The 17,919-nt window shown below is 42.3% G+C and carries 7 protein-coding genes, 2 tRNA genes and 3 rRNA genes; 11 read left to right on the top strand and 1 reads right to left on the bottom strand.

The features are described from left to right. The first annotated feature begins 322 nt into the window (after positions 1-322). The 11 genes from HS960_RS19410 to HS960_RS26820 all read left to right on the top strand — a co-directional run bounded on the left by HS960_RS19410 (position 323) and on the right by HS960_RS26820 (position 15,767). Positions 323-3,475: a SusC/RagA family TonB-linked outer membrane protein gene (locus HS960_RS19410; RefSeq protein WP_182330424.1), complete on the top strand. Its 3,153-nt coding sequence runs from the start codon at positions 323-325 to the stop codon at positions 3,473-3,475. A gap of 11 nt (positions 3,476-3,486) precedes the next feature. After that, positions 3,487-4,950: a RagB/SusD family nutrient uptake outer membrane protein gene (locus HS960_RS19405; protein WP_182330423.1), complete on the top strand. Its 1,464-nt coding sequence runs from the start codon at positions 3,487-3,489 to the stop codon at positions 4,948-4,950. An 11-nt stretch (positions 4,951-4,961) separates the two neighbouring features. Further along, the gene (locus HS960_RS19400; protein WP_182330422.1) at positions 4,962-5,648 is read left to right on the top strand and encodes a fasciclin domain-containing protein; all 687 of its coding nucleotides are present in this window, start codon (positions 4,962-4,964) and stop codon (positions 5,646-5,648) included. 5 nt (positions 5,649-5,653) lie between these two features. Beyond that, positions 5,654-6,649: a hypothetical protein gene (locus HS960_RS19395; RefSeq protein WP_182330421.1), complete on the top strand. Its 996-nt coding sequence runs from the start codon at positions 5,654-5,656 to the stop codon at positions 6,647-6,649. Positions 6,650-6,758: 109 nt separating this feature from the next. After that, the gene (locus HS960_RS19390; protein ID WP_182330420.1) at positions 6,759-8,351 is read left to right on the top strand and encodes a M60 family metallopeptidase; all 1,593 of its coding nucleotides are present in this window, start codon (positions 6,759-6,761) and stop codon (positions 8,349-8,351) included. A 1,301-nt stretch (positions 8,352-9,652) separates the two neighbouring features. Further along, positions 9,653-11,182, top strand: a 16S ribosomal RNA gene (locus HS960_RS19380). A gap of 121 nt (positions 11,183-11,303) precedes the next feature. Further along, a tRNA-Ile gene (locus tag HS960_RS19375) sits at positions 11,304-11,377 on the top strand. Positions 11,378-11,388: 11 nt separating this feature from the next. Next, a tRNA-Ala gene (locus HS960_RS19370) sits at positions 11,389-11,462 on the top strand. A 229-nt stretch (positions 11,463-11,691) separates the two neighbouring features. Continuing rightward, positions 11,692-14,571 (top strand): 23S ribosomal RNA (locus HS960_RS19365). A gap of 124 nt (positions 14,572-14,695) precedes the next feature. Continuing rightward, a 5S ribosomal RNA gene (rrf, locus tag HS960_RS19360) occupies positions 14,696-14,807 on the top strand. Together the 16S, 23S and 5S rRNA genes with 2 tRNA genes alongside form the textbook arrangement of a ribosomal RNA operon. A gap of 594 nt (positions 14,808-15,401) precedes the next feature. Next, positions 15,402-15,767, top strand: a complete 366-nt coding sequence (locus HS960_RS26820; RefSeq protein WP_202883703.1) for an SHOCT domain-containing protein — start codon at positions 15,402-15,404, stop codon at positions 15,765-15,767. A gap of 33 nt (positions 15,768-15,800) precedes the next feature. Here HS960_RS26820 and HS960_RS19350 read toward each other — a convergent pair whose 3' ends face one another. Continuing rightward, entirely contained in the window at positions 15,801-17,915 is a 2,115-nt protein-coding gene (locus HS960_RS19350) for an ATP-binding response regulator (protein WP_182330419.1), read from the bottom strand. Positions 17,916-17,919: the final 4 nt, after the last annotated feature.

Here is a 17,919-nt window from a genome sequence, read left to right as displayed (position 1 = left end):
ACCATTGAGTATTTAGAATCAAAGTTGATGTTAACTAATAGGATATATAACTATGCCTTCGAATTATCTATTGTTGGTTGTTATTTGTGGTGCGTTTTTGCAGTTGTTGTTTTAAGATGACGTTTAAATAAGCCTAATCTGAACTGTTACTGATACAAATTCAGCTTTTTGTAAAATTTACTCAAACGATTGCGTAAAAGTAGCGCAATCGTTTGAGTGTGTTATTTTGAAATTTAATATTCTAATAGTTATTTATTTGTTCCTTCTTTTTTGTGGCGTCAAGATTTTTGATCTACCTTCACTTCACTAACACTAAATTAATATGAAGAGAATTCTACCGATTATTATTCTCGTGGTGATGTCCTATTTTCATGTTTTCGGTCAAACAATTCCTGTGGAAGGGACTGTTCGAGATGCAAATGGGCAGCCGTTGGCGGGCATGACCGTCACAGAGCGAGGAACAACGAATCAAGCGTCGACAAATCAGCAAGGTTCGTTCACTTTGGCTGTAAAAAGCCTTCCCGTAACTTTGGTTTTTTCTGGTGTCGGCTTTAAAAGGCAGGAAGTCCATGTGACAACAAAACAGGCTCCAGCTGTGACCCTTCAGAGCGACGCTTCGTCTTTGGATGAGGTCGTAGTCGTTGGATATCAGAGACAATCTGTTAAGAAAACGACCAGTGCGGTTCAGGTCATTTCTGGAAAAACCATTCAGGATCTTCCTGCGCCAAGTTTTGAAAGTTTGCTGCAAGGAAGGGTCGCAGGGGTTAACATCCAAAACTTTACGGGAGAACCCGGAGCCCGGAATACGTTTACTATCCGTGGTAATACGACTATCTCTCCAGATTTGAACTCAGAAGTTGACTTAGCTAATACCATGAGTTCTCCGCTATATATTATTGACGGAATGCCTTTGTCTATTACCGACTTGGCAAACTCTACGGCTACTGGGACAAATTATATTGCAGGAATCAATATCAACGATATTGAAAGTATTGTTGTACAGAAAGATGCTTCTGCTACTGCGGTTTGGGGGTCGCGAGGAGCGAATGGTGTCATTGTAATTAAAACTAAGACGGGAAATGTGGGCAAGCCACAGGTGCGTGTTTCATATTATAAAGGGGTAACAGAAAGACCGCAATTGCAAAGGACACTCGGAGGAGCTGCTGAAAGAAGAGCAAAAATGGGTATTATTTCTCAATATGCTAGTTGGGCGCAAATGGGGAGTATTACGCAGCCTTTGACCGACAGTTTAAATAGTAGCTACAATAATGCAACGGATTGGCAGGATCTATTCTATACCACTGGAAATATTGATAATGCGGATGCAAGTATTTCTGGGGGTAATGAGGGCGTAAACTATCGTTTGTCTGGGGGATACTATAATGAAGATGGTGTTGTTCGAAATACAGGTTTCAAACGGTACTCTTTACGTGGAAACTTCGGTTTTAAATTGGCTCCTATTATCCGCTCAGATTTTATGTTTTCAACGGCACGTATCAATAGAAAACGTGGTCTTGGACGTGGGATAGATGAGGTAGTGCCAGTCAACCAAGGTCAAATGCCATCGTCCTTTGTAGGATTGGCCAAAGCAGATTATGATTTCTATTATGGTCAATATGATAAGTTAAAAGACGATAACCAAACAGATAATATCAATTTGTTCTCAAAGACCTATGTAGATATTATCAAGGGGTTGCAATATTCACTAGAGGCTTCTGCACAGATTAATCTTGATTCTCGGGACCAATTTCAACCTAAAGAGCTAAATAACGGTGTTTCTTTTGCGGAATCCAATAATAGAAATGCCTACACTTACAATCTTGCGAACGTGTTGAATTATGCTCGTACATTTCAAGATAAACATAGTATAGCGATTACAGCAATGCAGTCTTTTCAATATGACAAACAAAAGTCTGCCTACTTGTTGGGGTACAATATCCCAACGGATGATATTAAAGTAATTCAAGGGGTGGCTGCAAAGGATCTTCGCGGTAGTACAGATTTTAAAGAAGCGGGTTTGTTATCTTACATGGGGCAGTTCTCATATGATTATAAATCAAAATATATTTTTAATGCTTCCTGGCGTGCAGATGCCTCATCACGTTTCGGTAAAGATACCAAATGGGGATATTTTCCAGCGCTTTCTGGTGCTTGGGTCGTCTCAGATGAATCTTTCATGAGTAAATTCAAATGGGTGGATTTGTTTAAACTACGTGGAAGCTGGGGGAAATCAGGCGTATTGCCATCCGATTTCTATGCACCCTACAACGTATGGGAGCTTTCTTCCAATGCTTATGACGGAACGACATTTGCAGTCCCTTCTTTCAAAAAGCCATTGACATTAACCAATTTGACCTGGAACAAATCAGAACAGACAAATATTGGTTTTGATTTGTTTACATTCAATAACAGATTGAATATTACGTTTGATACGTATCGGAAGATTACAAAAGATCCGATTATGTCATTCCCATTCCCCTATTATACAGGATATACTAATCTTTCATACAACGTTCCAATGACGATTTATAATGAAGGATTCGATTTGACAATTGCTACACGGAATTTATCTAAAAATAGTGCCTTGCAATGGAATACCAATTTAAATGTTACTTATAACAGAAATAGAATTGGAGCTTTGCCTTATGGTAACCGTAGTTTCTATGCAGATTCCAGAGGCTGGAATGAACAACTATTGTATCGTGTAGGTAGTCCAATTTATCAGTGGGCCCAAATGATTTATCAAGGGGTATATAGTCATCAAGATCAGATACCTGGAAATCCAATCACAGGAAGACCGTTGACCTATTTTAAAGGAAATAATCCTGTAAAGCCTGGTTATCCAAACTGGCTGGATGTAAATAATGATTGGGATGTATGGAGTGATGAAGACAAAGGCGCTGCGGATGGAGACTTGGTTCCAACAGGTAATCCAAATCCTAAATTTACAGGAGGTCTTTATAATGAGTTTACCTATAAAAACTTTTCTTTCAGTATTCTAAATACATTCACCCTTGGTCGTGATATTATCAATACATTGAAAAGTAATCAATTCAATTCAATCGGTTCTAATATTTATAATTTCACAAATAATCGTTTACCGGATTTGGAGGGTGTAGATTACTGGACCCCAGAAAAAGCCAAAGATCCAAATTATCAAGCTGGCTTCCCGTCAATTGCTCCATTTGGTGGATATTTTTATCAGTTCCTGCCATTTAGTACCATGTTCAATGAGAATGGAAGTTATTTCAAAATTAAGACTATTACGTTAGGATATCTTGTTCCAAGAACAATCGTTGATCGTCTAAAAATTGGAGCGCGATTGATCCGTTTCTATGCAATGCTTGATAATGTTCATACCTTCCAAAAGTCACATGTACCTGATGCGGAGTTGGTTTCTCCTCAAGGGGAATACAGTGGCGGTGCTTATCCTTTGCCAAAGAAATATACAATTGGTCTAGAAGTTAATTTTTAATAGGAAAGAAGATGAAATTAAAAACAATTGGAAAATATATCGGGATAGCAAGTGTCGTGATGCTTGGAACATCCTGCTCGAAATATCTTAATTTAGAACCCCAAAATAGCACATACGATGATGTTTTTTGGAAAGACGGAAGCAATGTTGACCGCGCAAAGCTAGGGACATACTCACTTCTTCGTGATGCACTTCGTGATAGTAGATCGTTTTTTATTTTTGGAGATCTAGCTGCAGGAAATTTTCAGGTGGGCGGTGACTACTGGAATTACACCAGTCTGATAAAATCGGGTGGTTTTAAGTTTAGTTATGCGCCTTATTTGGAAGGATCATTGTGGAATTGGACGCGCTTTTATAAAATAATTAACCAATGTAATCTGATTGTCGAACATACAGAAGCAATGGACAGTAGTTTGTTTGAAGGAGGCGAGGGTGAAAAAATAAAAGCAATCGCAGAGGCTCGTTTTCTGCGTGCCTATACGTTTTTCTATATGCAGCGTGTTTGGGGAGACGTATTATTGACCAAAAATGTCTTTACCGATCCGCAAAACATTCCTGATATGGCGCGAAGTTCTGAAAAGGAAACGTTGGATTTTTGTACAGAAGATCTAAAGTATGCAGTTGACAATCTTGATGAAAGTATTACAAAGAGATTTGCATCTAAAGCAGCAGCACAAGCGCTGTTAGCACATGTCTACGCGTGGCGCCATGATTATACGAATGCTGAAAAAATGGCAACAGCAGTGATTCAAGGTGATTTTGACCTGGTTGATGTAAAGGACTATAAGAGTATTTGGGCCGGCGATTCAGAAGAAACTATTTTTGAGCTTCCAATGACCTATTCTGAAAGTGGAAATGAATTCAGTAAGGATTTCTTTAATGCATTTTTAGCTGATCCAACAATAAAAGGGAAAAGCTTGTCTTCTGCATGGCCAATAGATGTAGATCTGTTAAATGAGTCTTTCAAAGTAGACGATCCAACCTCAACCGATAAGAGGCCTGCTGCTGTTTTTAGAAAAGTGTCTGCCAACGTTTGGTTATTGCAAAAATATGATGTTGTGAAGTATTATAATAATAATACATCGGATTATGCAGTAAGTAATAATTTGGTATTGCTTCGTTTGGCTGATATTTATTTATTGCGCGCCGAAGCCTACGCGAAGACTGGTCAGGAGAATTTGGCGTTGGGAGATCTTAATAAGATTAGAAAGCGGGCTGGGCTTTCTGATATAAGTTTGAGTGGGGAAAAGTTGTTTGAGGAGATTTTTAATGAGCGTCGGCGAGAATTAATCGGTGAGGGGACCACACAATTTGACTTGATTCGTATGGGCCTTTTGGGTAAGTTGAGTGAATACTCGGGTTACTATACGGCAGACCGTATCGCTAATCAGGGGTATTATTGGCCACTGAATATGCGCGATTTGTTGCCGCAAAATGAGAAATTAACGCAAAACCCATGGTGGAAAAATCATTAATGAATAACATAATGAAAAGAATTATATATACAATACTAACTGTGGTCGTCCTGGGGGCGATTATGTATTCCTGTAAAAAAGATGGCTATTTTGTTGGTGGGGATTTGCATAATCCTAAAATAAATTTGACTACTTACGACTGGCTCAAAAGTAATAAAGACGGAGTTTTTGATACGGTCATCATGTTGATCGACAAAGCAGGGGTAAAAGATAAAATTAACAAACAAGGGATTACCTTTTTTGCTCCTACAGATTATGATATTTACAATTATGTTCAAGCGAGATCGATCGCGATGCAACGTATTGATCCAGAAAAAAAATGGACTGTTGATTCGATGATTAAATATGAATTACCACGTTTTGCAGATTCTATCGATATGTATATTGTGAATCAAACATTACCAAATGATTTGTTGACCGAAAATGGTACAAAATATAAAAATGCAAAAGGTAAGGATGTAGTGGTCTCTTATGAACCAACAGATGATCCTAATTTGGGGTATAATGAAGCGTCGTCGGTAAGACCTCGAATAGTATACTTCTCGTACTTATTCCAGGTGCTAGGTAACAATGTGCCAGCGTCAGACATCGCGCTCCCTGTCGGGGTTAGGACACGTGTGCAAACCTCTAATGCGCAAACGACAACGGGTGTTGTTCATGTATTGAACAATAGCCATATCTTATTCTTTTATCGATAATAGTTATGAAAAAGATCTTATATTTTTTAATGATTGGAAGTCTGGGGACAATTTTAGGCTGTAAGAAAATTCCAGATGGTAATTTAAGTGACATTATACGTTATGAGCAGCAACCGATGGAGATAAAGCAAGGTAGACCAGTTGTGACAGATGCAATTAATCCTGCAGGTTCTACCAAGCCGATTACAATTAAATTGGTCAAGATTTATAAAAGTGAAACTGGCGAAGATGTGACTAGTCTTTTTCTGAAGAAATATCAACAAAGGGTTTGGAAAAAGCCATATGATCCTAAAACTGATACTACACAAGCATTGATTGATGCGAAGCAGGTGGATTCGATGGTATATCCCATCACTTTAAATGCTATTTCTGGACAATTGGAGGCAAATTACAATACCGTAAATCTTCCTCTTGGATTGTATAAGTTCGATGTGGACGTTAGTAATGTTGCTGGTACAAAGGCTTTTCCTGGTATTGCAGAATTTAAAATTGTCCCTGCTTTGGCCTTTGAGGTCCCAGCAGTGCGTTCTACTGCTGCAATTATGGTGGGTGATGAAACAAAATCAAAATCGATTCCGAGCAATGCTGACCATATTAAGGTTACGCAATTATCAAAGCAGGGAAATAAAATTACTGTCCGTTTTCTAGATAAAAACGGTGCGATATTTAACCCCAAAAAAGGTGAAATTACCCGACGTCCACAAAGTGGAACTGCTGGCGGTTACTTACAGACTATGCAGGATTATGCCGTTGGTACCGTATTGTATGATGATCGGATTGAATTTACATACGGGGTAGTGCCATTCCCTTTGGTCTCCCTAGGGAATGGATTCAATTACTATTATCGTATCCCTACTAAATTTGTGCATTTTGACGATGCTTTGGGGATCCTAGATAATACATATACCTGTAACGCCAGATTTTCTTTTCAGACATTCGAGAGCGGAAATTATCAAATTGATGTGATCGTGCCACAAGTCACGAGGAGAGTATATAACTAATTTTAAAATGAAAGGTTGGATACTTCGGTATTCAACCTTTTTTGTTTCCTATTTAATTACGGCTTTAGATATGTTGATCATACTATGCCGTAATCTAATTATAGTAATTATGAGAAAGAAACTAATCGTATTACTTGGGCTGGGGCTTCTGGCGAGCGCCAATCTGAAGGCGCAAACCGCTCAGGATTTTAAACAGACCTATGCCGATCTTGCTGTATTCGAAGATCCTCTGGCATTAACACTAAAAAAGGGGATTAAGAAAAAACAGCTCAATCAGATTGCTGATACTACCCTGCGCCGGGTCGCGCAGGCTATACTTGATGGCAACTATAACAAGGATTATAAATATGCAACTTATTATGCCTTGTTGAATCCGATAACATTAGGGCATCAATTAAGTATTGGGGACGGTTATAGTAAATATGAAAATATGACCGGTGTGTATCTTCCCAAAGGGAAGCATATTGTTATCGTGGACGGTATTGCAGCTGGTAAAGAGGTAAACCTTGTTGTACCTAACTGGTTGCGAAAAGCCCCTAATCCGCAGGAGCCTACAAAGGATCCGAAAGGTTGGGGACTGGAAAAACAGGAATTCAGATTGCAGAATGGTGTCAATATTATCCAGCTCGATGATTACGGAAGTTTAGCCTATATCGATTATTTCTCGGAAGAACCTGAAAAGGAAAACCCGATTAGGGTTCATTTTCCGACAGGGCAGGTAAATGGTTACTTTGATCTTAAAAAACAGGGGAATAAGGAGTGGGATAGTCTGATCGATCACGCTGTATTCCCGATTATGGATGCAAAAGGCGAGTATATTCAGACCGCTTATCCAATAGAAGCATTGAAACAGTATGCTTATGGAAAAGGCGTCGAGCTAATTCGTAATTACGATTCGCTGGTGTATAGGCAACATCGATTGATGGGGCTGGAGAAGTATAATAAAGTACCTAAAAATCGTATTCTAGCACGGGTGAACTATAATTATTACATGTTTCGTGATGGAGATGGTGTTGCCTATATGGGCGATAAAGTTGGTTACGCGATGAAGATGGTGGTAACGCCGGAATCGGTGATTAAAGGGGATCCTTGTTGGGGTTTCAGTCATGAGGTGGGCCACGTGCACCAGACACGTCCAATGTTTAATTGGGGGGGCTTGGGTGAAGTGAGCAACAACCTGTTTTCCTTATATGTAACACGTTCGTTTGGTAATAAAACACGGGTTTCAGAACAGAACAATTTTGAGAAAGCGAAGGCCAATATTATTGAAAAGAGAATTTCTTATTTGTCCGATCCGGATGTATTCGATCGTTTGATTCCTTTTTGGCAGTTACAGCTCTATTTTGAGAGTGAAGGAAAACGTCCCGATTTTTATGCGGATCTATTTGAAGCCTTCCGTCAGCAGAATATGAATAAAGCGAGAAGACAGCGTTCGGATTGGAGTTCCGATCGAATGATGGGAGAGCGTAATCCTGCCGTTCATCAGCTGAATTTTGTTAAAACAGCCTGCGAGGTGGCCAAATTGGATTTGACGGATTTCTTTGATAAATACGGATTCTTTTTTGTTGGTACGTTGGAATACGATGATTATGGAAAGTATACCTATACCATGACGCAGGAAATGGTTGATGCCTGCCGCCTGGCAATTAAAAACATGAACTTACCCAAGCCTAAGGCTGATCTTACAGTACTAAGAGATTAGAGCATGTAAACTATAATAACGTCTGCGGCTCCGAATCATCTAAATTGATTCGGAGCCTTTTGTTTGGTTGTTATGTCTTTTGAACTTAGTCGTTATTCTAAACGTTTTACAAGCTGAACGCTTTCTCCTGCTCATTTTCTTTGATCCCATAAACCCTCCAAAAATGCCTATATCATGGCGATTCTGGTTGGATGCTGGGACACTTGTAGGGTTATTTACGTAGTGTTCTATTTATTCGCTTTTATTTAGTTCTTCTTTAAGCTAGATTTTAATTGGTATTTAGTTAGCTTTTGGTTAGGGTTTGTTTAGATACAACCTAAGCTATACCTAAACAAACCCTAACTAAACCCTGAGTAAAAGCTATACCAAAATGAAAATTGATCAAGGTCTACTTTAGACTGGTCCCGCCATCCTCTATTCCGCTGCGGTTGCGGTCCGCGGTCACATCCTATCTCTATTATGTATATCGATGGTATTAAACTTGCGGATCTCTGTTGTTACCCCGCTTAGGCTCAAATTGAATACTGATTTGTAATTAACAGCACTATTGCACCGCTTTAACAGGGGGTTAACAAGGGTGTACCCCTGCTAACCCCCTGTTAACCCCCTGTTATCCCCCTGCAATACCCCTTTTAATTAGGAACAAAAGTTGAACGAAATTGGTAATAGATCCAGTGCGAAGCCTGCCTCCATACGCTATATGATGACCTGGGGTTCTCCGAAGGCCCAATCTGGCGGCCGGATCAGCCATTCCAGCCCTCCGATCACCTGTTTTACGAAAAGAATCTCGCACCGTTACAGGCAGTTAAGGGCAAAATGAAATAAATAAGAACAAAAGGCTTGGAAGTGATTGTAAAAACTCCCTATCTTTGCACCACTCCGCAAGGGAGGGACGGTTGCTTTGAAAGAAGGAACCATGAAAAAAGAAGGGTTTAAGAGAAGCCTGGCAGGATTTAAAATCCTGCTCAGTTTATTTTAAACGCGGAAATCGAAAAAAGGGAAAAGAAAAAAAACTTCAAAAAGTTTTTGGAAGTTCAGAAAAGATTTCTACCTTTGCAGTCCCAACGGAAACGAAGGGAAAAACAAAACGATAAAGAGGGGCGCAATGCCCATCGGAATATAGCGGATACGGAAGTTGAAGCGACAAAGTTCTTTAAGAAAACACAATCATGTAAGCGTGACGAGTAGACAAAACGAAAGTCATGAACAAATTCAAGAATTAGTTCAATTCGATCCAAGATCAGAGATATAAAAAAAAGAATTCTGATTATGTAAATAGTTGGAATCAAAAACTTCATTTTACAATGGAGAGTTTGATCCTGGCTCAGGATGAACGCTAGCGGCAGGCCTAATACATGCAAGTCGGACGGGATCCGTCGGAGAGCTTGCTCGAAGACGGTGAGAGTGGCGCACGGGTGCGTAACGCGTGAGCAACCTACCTCTATCAGGGGGATAGCCTCTCGAAAGAGAGATTAACACCGCATAATATATCTGACCGGCATCGGTTGGATATTAAATATTTATAGGATAGAGATGGGCTCGCGTGACATTAGCTAGTTGGTAGGGTAACGGCTTACCAAGGCGACGATGTCTAGGGGCTCTGAGAGGAGAATCCCCCACACTGGTACTGAGACACGGACCAGACTCCTACGGGAGGCAGCAGTAAGGAATATTGGTCAATGGGCGGAAGCCTGAACCAGCCATGCCGCGTGCAGGATGACTGCCCTATGGGTTGTAAACTGCTTTTGTCCAGGAATAAACCTTTCTACGTGTAGGAAGCTGAATGTACTGGAAGAATAAGGATCGGCTAACTCCGTGCCAGCAGCCGCGGTAATACGGAGGATCCGAGCGTTATCCGGATTTATTGGGTTTAAAGGGTGCGTAGGCGGCCTATTAAGTCAGGGGTGAAATACGGTGGCTCAACCATCGCAGTGCCTTTGATACTGATGGGCTTGAATCCATTTGAAGTGGGCGGAATAAGACAAGTAGCGGTGAAATGCATAGATATGTCTTAGAACTCCGATTGCGAAGGCAGCTCACTAAGCTGGTATTGACGCTGATGCACGAAAGCGTGGGGATCGAACAGGATTAGATACCCTGGTAGTCCACGCCCTAAACGATGATAACTCGATGTTGGCGATAGACAGCCAGCGTCCAAGCGAAAGCGTTAAGTTATCCACCTGGGGAGTACGCCCGCAAGGGTGAAACTCAAAGGAATTGACGGGGGCCCGCACAAGCGGAGGAGCATGTGGTTTAATTCGATGATACGCGAGGAACCTTACCCGGGCTTGAAAGTTAGTGAAGAATGCAGAGACGCATTCGTCCTTCGGGACACGAAACTAGGTGCTGCATGGCTGTCGTCAGCTCGTGCCGTGAGGTGTTGGGTTAAGTCCCGCAACGAGCGCAACCCCTATGTTTAGTTGCCAGCATGTAATGGTGGGGACTCTAAACAGACTGCCTGTGCAAACAGTGAGGAAGGTGGGGACGACGTCAAGTCATCATGGCCCTTACGTCCGGGGCTACACACGTGCTACAATGGATGGTACAGCGGGCAGCTACATAGCAATATGATGCTAATCTCTAAAAGCCATTCACAGTTCGGATTGGGGTCTGCAACTCGACCCCATGAAGTTGGATTCGCTAGTAATCGCGTATCAGCAATGACGCGGTGAATACGTTCCCGGGCCTTGTACACACCGCCCGTCAAGCCATGAAAGTTGGGGGTACCTAAAGCATGTTACCGCGAGGAGCGTGTTAGGGTAAAACCGATAATTGGGGCTAAGTCGTAACAAGGTAGCCGTACCGGAAGGTGCGGCTGGAATACCTCCTTTCTAGAGTATCGCGGATCGGTACTCGTCACGTTACATATGATTGCAAAAAGAGAAAACATCAGAAGAAAGTGCCCGCCCCGAAAGGAGCAGTACTGAGAGAAAGAGATGAACAAGATAAGCTAGTCCCGTAGCTCAGTTGGTTAGAGCACTACACTGATAATGTAGGGGTCAGCAGTTCAAATCTGCTCGGGACTACGAAAAAAAGAGGGGAATTAGCTCAGCTGGCTAGAGCACCTGCCTTGCACGCAGGGGGTCAACGGTTCGAATCCGTTATTCTCCACATCTCCGGGAGGAACATCGACAGATGCTCCTAAAATAAACCGGAAAAAGAGTTCTTTGACATATTGAAAGAGAAAAAAAATTACAAGAGAAGACAACAGTATAGAGACAATACGTGTATGTGTTTGAAGTAAGGGAGAGACCCTCGGTCAAGGCCGAACGATCCCGAACCTAGCATACGTGTATATATATCAAAAGCAGCCGCATAGTGGCAAAAGGCTATGCCGGTGAAGAAAGTAAATAAGGGCACACGGGGGATGCCTAGGCTCTCAGAGGCGAAGAAGGACGTGATAAGCTGCGATAAGCTTTGGGGATTGGCAAATGCGACTTGATCCAGAGATTTCCGAATGGGGCAACCTGACTATTTGAAGAATAGTCGTATAAAACGCGAACGCGCTGAACTGAAACATCTAAGTAGGCGTAGGAGAAGAAAATAACAATGATTTCCCAAGTAGTGGCGAGCGAACGGGAAAGAGCCCAAACCGATCATGTTACGGCATGGTCGGGGTTGTAGGACCACGAGATTGTACAGCGCTATGAACTGGAAGCAGGTGGGAAACTGCGCGACAAGGGTGAGAGCCCCGTACAGGTAAAGAATGTTGACATAGTGGTATCCTGAGTACCGCGGGACCGGAGAAATCCTGTGGGAATCCACCAGCACCATCTGGTAAGGCTAAATACTCCTGAGAGACCGATAGTGAACCAGTACCGTGAGGGAAAGGTGAAAAGAACCCCGAACAGGGGAGTGAAAAGAACCTGAAACCGTGTGCTTACAAGCGGTTGGAGCAGACAAGTTCTGTGACAGCGTGCCTTTTGCATAATGAGCCTACGAGTTACTCTTGTCTGGCAAGGTTAAGTCCTTCAGGGACGCAGCCGAAGCGAAAGCGAGTCTTAATAGGGCGCATAGTCAGATGAGGTAGACGCGAAACCTTGTGATCTACCCTTGGGCAGGTTGAAGTTGCAGTAACATGTAATGGAGGACCGAACCGATAAACGTTGAAAAGTTTCCGGATGACCTGAGGGTAGGGGTGAAAGGCCAATCAAACTGGGAAATAGCTCGTACTCCCCGAAATGTTTTTAGGAACAGCGTCGGCGTAGAGTTTGATAGAGGTAGAGCTACCGATTGGGTGCGGGGGAGTCAAATCCTACCAAATCCAGACGAACTCCGAATGCTATCAAATATAGCCGGCAGTGAGGCTTTGGGTGCTAAGGTCCAAGGCCGAGAGGGAAAGAACCCAGACCATCAGCTAAGGTCCCCAAATTCGTTCTAAGTTGAACTAACGAGGTCCGGTTGCCCAGACAGCTAGGATGTTGGCTTGGAAGCAGCCATTCATTTAAAGAGTGCGTAACAGCTCACTAGTCGAGCGGCCGGGCGTGGATAATAAACGGGCATCAAGAACGGTACCGAAGCTATGGATTTGCACTTAGGTGCATCTGGTAGGGGAGCATTCCATCGCCGGAGAAGCAGTTTGGCAATGAACTGTGGAGGTTATGGAAAAGCAAATGTAGGCATAAGTAACGATAAGGCGGGTGAGAAACCCGCCCACCGAAAGACCAAGGTTTCCTGATCAACGTTAATCGGATCAGGGTCAGTCGGGACCTAAGGCGCACCCGAAGGGGGCAAGCCGATGGACAACTGGTTAATATTCCAGTACTCTTCATAACTGCGATGTGGTGACGGAGTAGTGACACTGCCGCGAACTGACGGAATAGTTCGTTGAAAGGCGTAGGTATAGGGACGGTAGGCAAATCCGCCGACCCTGCTGAAACCCAATAGTACAGCAAAGCTCCGGTGGCGCTGATAGAGCAGGTAAACAGACTTCCAAGAAAACCCGCTAAGCTTCAGGTTATGAAGACCCGTACCGCAAACCGACACAGGTGGTCGAGGAGAGAATCCTAAGGTGCTCGAGTGAGTCATGGCTAAGGAACTCGGCAAAATGGCCCTGTAACTTCGGGAGAAGGGGCGCTGTCTCAGCGATGAGCAGCCGCAGTGAAAAGGCCCAGGCGACTGTTTAACAAAAACATATGGCTTTGCAAAATCGCAAGATGAAGTATAAGGCCTGACACCTGCCCGGTGCTGGAAGGTTAAGAGGGGATGTCATCGTAAGAGAAGCATTGAATCGAAGCCCCAGTAAACGGCGGCCGTAACTATAACGGTCCTAAGGTAGCGAAATTCCTTGTCGGGTAAGTTCCGACCTGCACGAATGGTGTAACGATCTGGGCGCTGTCTCAGCCATGAGCTCGGTGAAATTGTGGTATCGGTGAAGACGCCGATTACCCGCAACGGGACGGAAAGACCCCATGCACCTTCACTATAGCTTAACATTGAGATTGGGTACAGGATGTGTAGGATAGGCGGGAGATGTTGAAGTGGCTTCGCCAGGAGTCATGGAATCAACCTTGAAATACCGCCCTTTCTGTATTCGGTTTCTAACTCGGTCATGCCGAGGACATTGTTTGGTGGGTAGTTTGACTGGGGTGGTCGCCTCCAAAAAGGTAACGGAGGCTTTCAAAGGTAAGCTCAGTACGCTTGGTAACCGTACGTGGAGTGCAATGGCATAAGCTTGCTTGACTGTGAGACCGACAAGTCGAACAGGGTCGAAAGACGGACATAGTGATCCGGTGGTTCTGTATGGAAGGGCCATCGCTCAAAGGATAAAAGGTACGCTGGGGATAACAGGCTGATCTCCCCCAAGAGCTCATATCGACGGGGAGGTTTGGCACCTCGATGTCGGCTCGTCACATCCTGGGGCTGGAGAAGGTCCCAAGGGTTGGGCTGTTCGCCCATTAAAGTGGCACGCGAGCTGGGTTCAGAACGTCGCGAGACAGTTCGGTCCCTATCTGTTGTGGGCGTTGGAAGTTTGAGTGGATCTGACCTTAGTACGAGAGGACCGGGTTGGACAGACCTCTGGTGAACCTGTTATGCCGCCAGGTGTACGGCAGGGTAGCTACGTCTGGAATAGATAAGCGCTGAAAGCATCTAAGTGCGAAACTAGCCACGAGATGAGACTTCCTTATAGGGTCGTAGAAGATGACTACGTTGATAGGCCATAGGTGTAAAGGTTGAGAGACCAAAGCCAAGTGGTACTAATAGCCCGAAGCTTTCTCAAGCAGACAGACACTGTTGTCTTCCTCTTTAATTTTTGAAACAAACAAGAAACGAACCTCTTTCAATAGCTATGTCAGTTGGCATGAATAACATGATATCAATCATGATCATGTCAATAAAGATTTTTAGGTGCCTATATCGGCGGTGTCTACCTCTTCCCATTCCGAACAGAGCAGTCAAGCCCGCCAGAGCCGATGGTATTGCCGTAACAGGTGGGAGAGTAGGTCGGTGCCTTTTTTTACACGGAAGCCCTTGCTGGAAACAGTCAAGGGCTTCTTTCGTTTGGATACTTCCGTATTTCCATGTACAGGCTATTGCCGATCCTCCGCCTATCGGTTATCGCAGCACAGGACCGTCGGTGAGCCTTGTCCATCGGAAGCTGTTTCGCAACCGTCGCTATCCTGCAACTGTCACTGTGCTCAGTGGTAATGGTACATCGGTCATTAGCCCTTAAACCAAATGCTCCCTTATTGATAGCCACAAGCTGCAGGATGAGTCCTGGATAAACGGATCGCGCTCTGCGGCCTATCCGGAATATTAACCAGGGTGGCGGAGAACCTTAAATAGCCACCGTTTATTGTAAACCAAATAGCCCTTCACCAGTATCGTATAGCTGAATATCAATAAGTCTTGCAGTCGTTAATCATAATTTCTAGGTTATACCTGACCAGATCCCTATGAACGTAGCTTAAAGATGGGAGAAAGCCTCTCTTTCTAGGTATATCAGTGTGTATAATCTTAAATTAAATAGTTTCTGTCAACCTGATGAAGTGACTTAGTAATTATTTATTATTTTTAAGGAAATTATTTTGTGAAATTTAAACTTAGAAAATGGAATTAATGATATTATTTTGGGTTGGAGGATCTGCTTTAATTGGCTTAATTGGAAAGAATAGGGAAATAGGCTTTTTGCCAATTTTTGCAATTTCACTAATAGTAAGCCCAATTATAGGTTTTTTTGTTGCTCTTTTCTCGAAAAAGAAATATTCCATGCAACGTGTTATCGAATACCAAGAAGCACAATTTCGTCAAAATTATATAAACCAATCCAACAACCGTACAAATCAAATTGATAAAGGTAACACAGGATCAAATATTGCCGACGAATTAACCAAATTTAAACAGTTACTGGATAATGGCGCCATTACACAAGAAGAATTTGACTACTACAAATCAAAATTACTTCGCAACTCCTAGAAACTAAGTTGTCTATTGCCTACTCTATACTTGTTAGATAAACGGTAAGAACGCATTTAAATTAAATGGTTTAACCATTACTCCATCAAATTGATGTAGCTGCCCTTCGGGAATCTGCACGGTTACTTGTGATTCGTCTGACGTCAGCGCAATAACTTTGCTATTCCATCCCTTTACGCTATTGTTGTCTTTGACCGTATTGAGGATATCCCAACCGGTAGGGCCATGCATTTTGAGATCGGTGATAATAATATCCGTTCTATTTTCCTTCAGATAGGCTATTGCAGTAGATGAATCCTGATAGATTTTCACATCTTCGAAATGTTGCAATGCTTGTTTTACGAATAGATTATTGATCGGATTGTCATCAATAACGACAAAGCGTAGCTCTTTTGAGAGCTTATCCAAGCTCGTAATTTGTTTCCTGTTTTTCTTTTCTTCGGTGAATGGAACGACTAATGTAAATGTTGATCCCTTGCCCTGTTGACTGCTAACACTTAACGTTCCGTTTAGCTGTTCGGCCATGAGTTTAGAAATATGTAATCCCAATCCAAAACTATTCTTGGATTTCTGATCGGTCATATAATACTGTTCGAAAATATGCTCCTGATCTTTTGCCGAAATACCTTTTCCTGTATCGTTGACTAATATATGTAATTTGGATCCCTGGTCTCTGCTGATAAAGGCTTTTACCTCTATCTGCCCCTTATCTGTATATTTAATGGCGTTGCTCAAGAGGTTAGAAACAATCTGGCGTACACGATACGTTCCGCTTTTGATTAAGATGTCTGGATCGATATCAATGTAACTGATGAGTTTTAACCCTTTTTTATCTGCTTGAGCCTGCTGCATTTTTATGAGGTTCGCGAGCAATTGAGTTGGCGAAAAATACTCAGCCTTAATTTCTAGTGTACCAGACTCTAGTTTACCAAGATTCAGAATATCTTCCACAGTATCATTGATCACATGGATATCTTGTGTAATGGAGTCTAATAAAATAGGGTTGACCCGATTGTTTGCCGCATTGCTCTTTAGCAGATCAATAACACTGACCAAAGAATTGACCGGTGTGCGCACATCATGACTTACATTGGCCAGTATACTGGCCTTCTCTTTCGCTGTTCGCAAGGCATAATCTCTAGCGGCAGTAAGCTTACGCTCATACACAAGTGTATTGTAGTGGTAGGACAACAAGAGTGTCACCATAATAATCATGAGAATAATAGAAGCGATGACCTGTTTGCCAAAAATGGAAGAGTTTTCTCTATAGAGTTTGAAATCTTGAATTTCAGCAGCCCTTAGTATCTCATCTTCATGGGTCTTAATGCGAAGCAAGGCTGTACTAATCGTGCTGAATAAGTTATAATTAGATTGTAGAAGCTGTCTTTCCTTGTGTTGAAGCTCCGCAAATGAACGACGAATCTTACTGAAATCTTGCCGATGGAATGTTTCATTTTGTTCGATCAAATTTTGGATCTGGCTATGTATTGCCTTGATTTGATTAACGTTGAAATTTTGCTCGAGTTTATCGGAAACCAGGGTGTCGTTTTTGGCTTTGAAAATACGCGTAAAGAGTTTTTCTTTCTTTCGGACAATGGTATCCTTCTTACTTACATTGAGTGCGGTATCTCGTAATATTTTATTGACAACAGAATCTGCAAGTATTCGATTATTCCCTGGACGAATGGTTCTATTCGTTTTCGTTAAGAGCGACAGCGAGTCTTTGGCCAAAAAAATCATGTTGTCAACTGCTAATTTGATGTGAGCAAACTCGTCTGAAAGAGTGATATTTTGTTCCAAGGAAGTATTTGTAGAGAAAGTAAGTCCTTTTTGGGAAGATAACTTCGAAAGGGAATCAATATAAAATCGTAACGTATCTAAACTATTGCTGTAATTCTTTAAATTTTCGGCACTGAAGTCCACGGTATAAGAGCGAAAAGCATTTCCAGCAGCGTTGTAAGAGGAGAAGAGTTCGTAAAAAAGATTAGTCAATTGATTCTTAGAGCTGTAAGCTTTATTTAAACGGGCTTCAGTCTTTTGGTACTCAATATATTGATAGGTAAATATCGAACCGATATAAACCAAGGAAAGAATCAGGAAAGCAATTAAAACTGTCCTGATAATAAATAATTTTTTACTGTTTTTCACGTTA

Source organism: Sphingobacterium paramultivorum (assembly GCF_014109745.1).
Taxonomy (GTDB): Bacteria; Bacteroidota; Bacteroidia; order Sphingobacteriales; family Sphingobacteriaceae; genus Sphingobacterium; species Sphingobacterium paramultivorum.
This window is presented reverse-complemented; position numbering and strand designations above follow the sequence as displayed.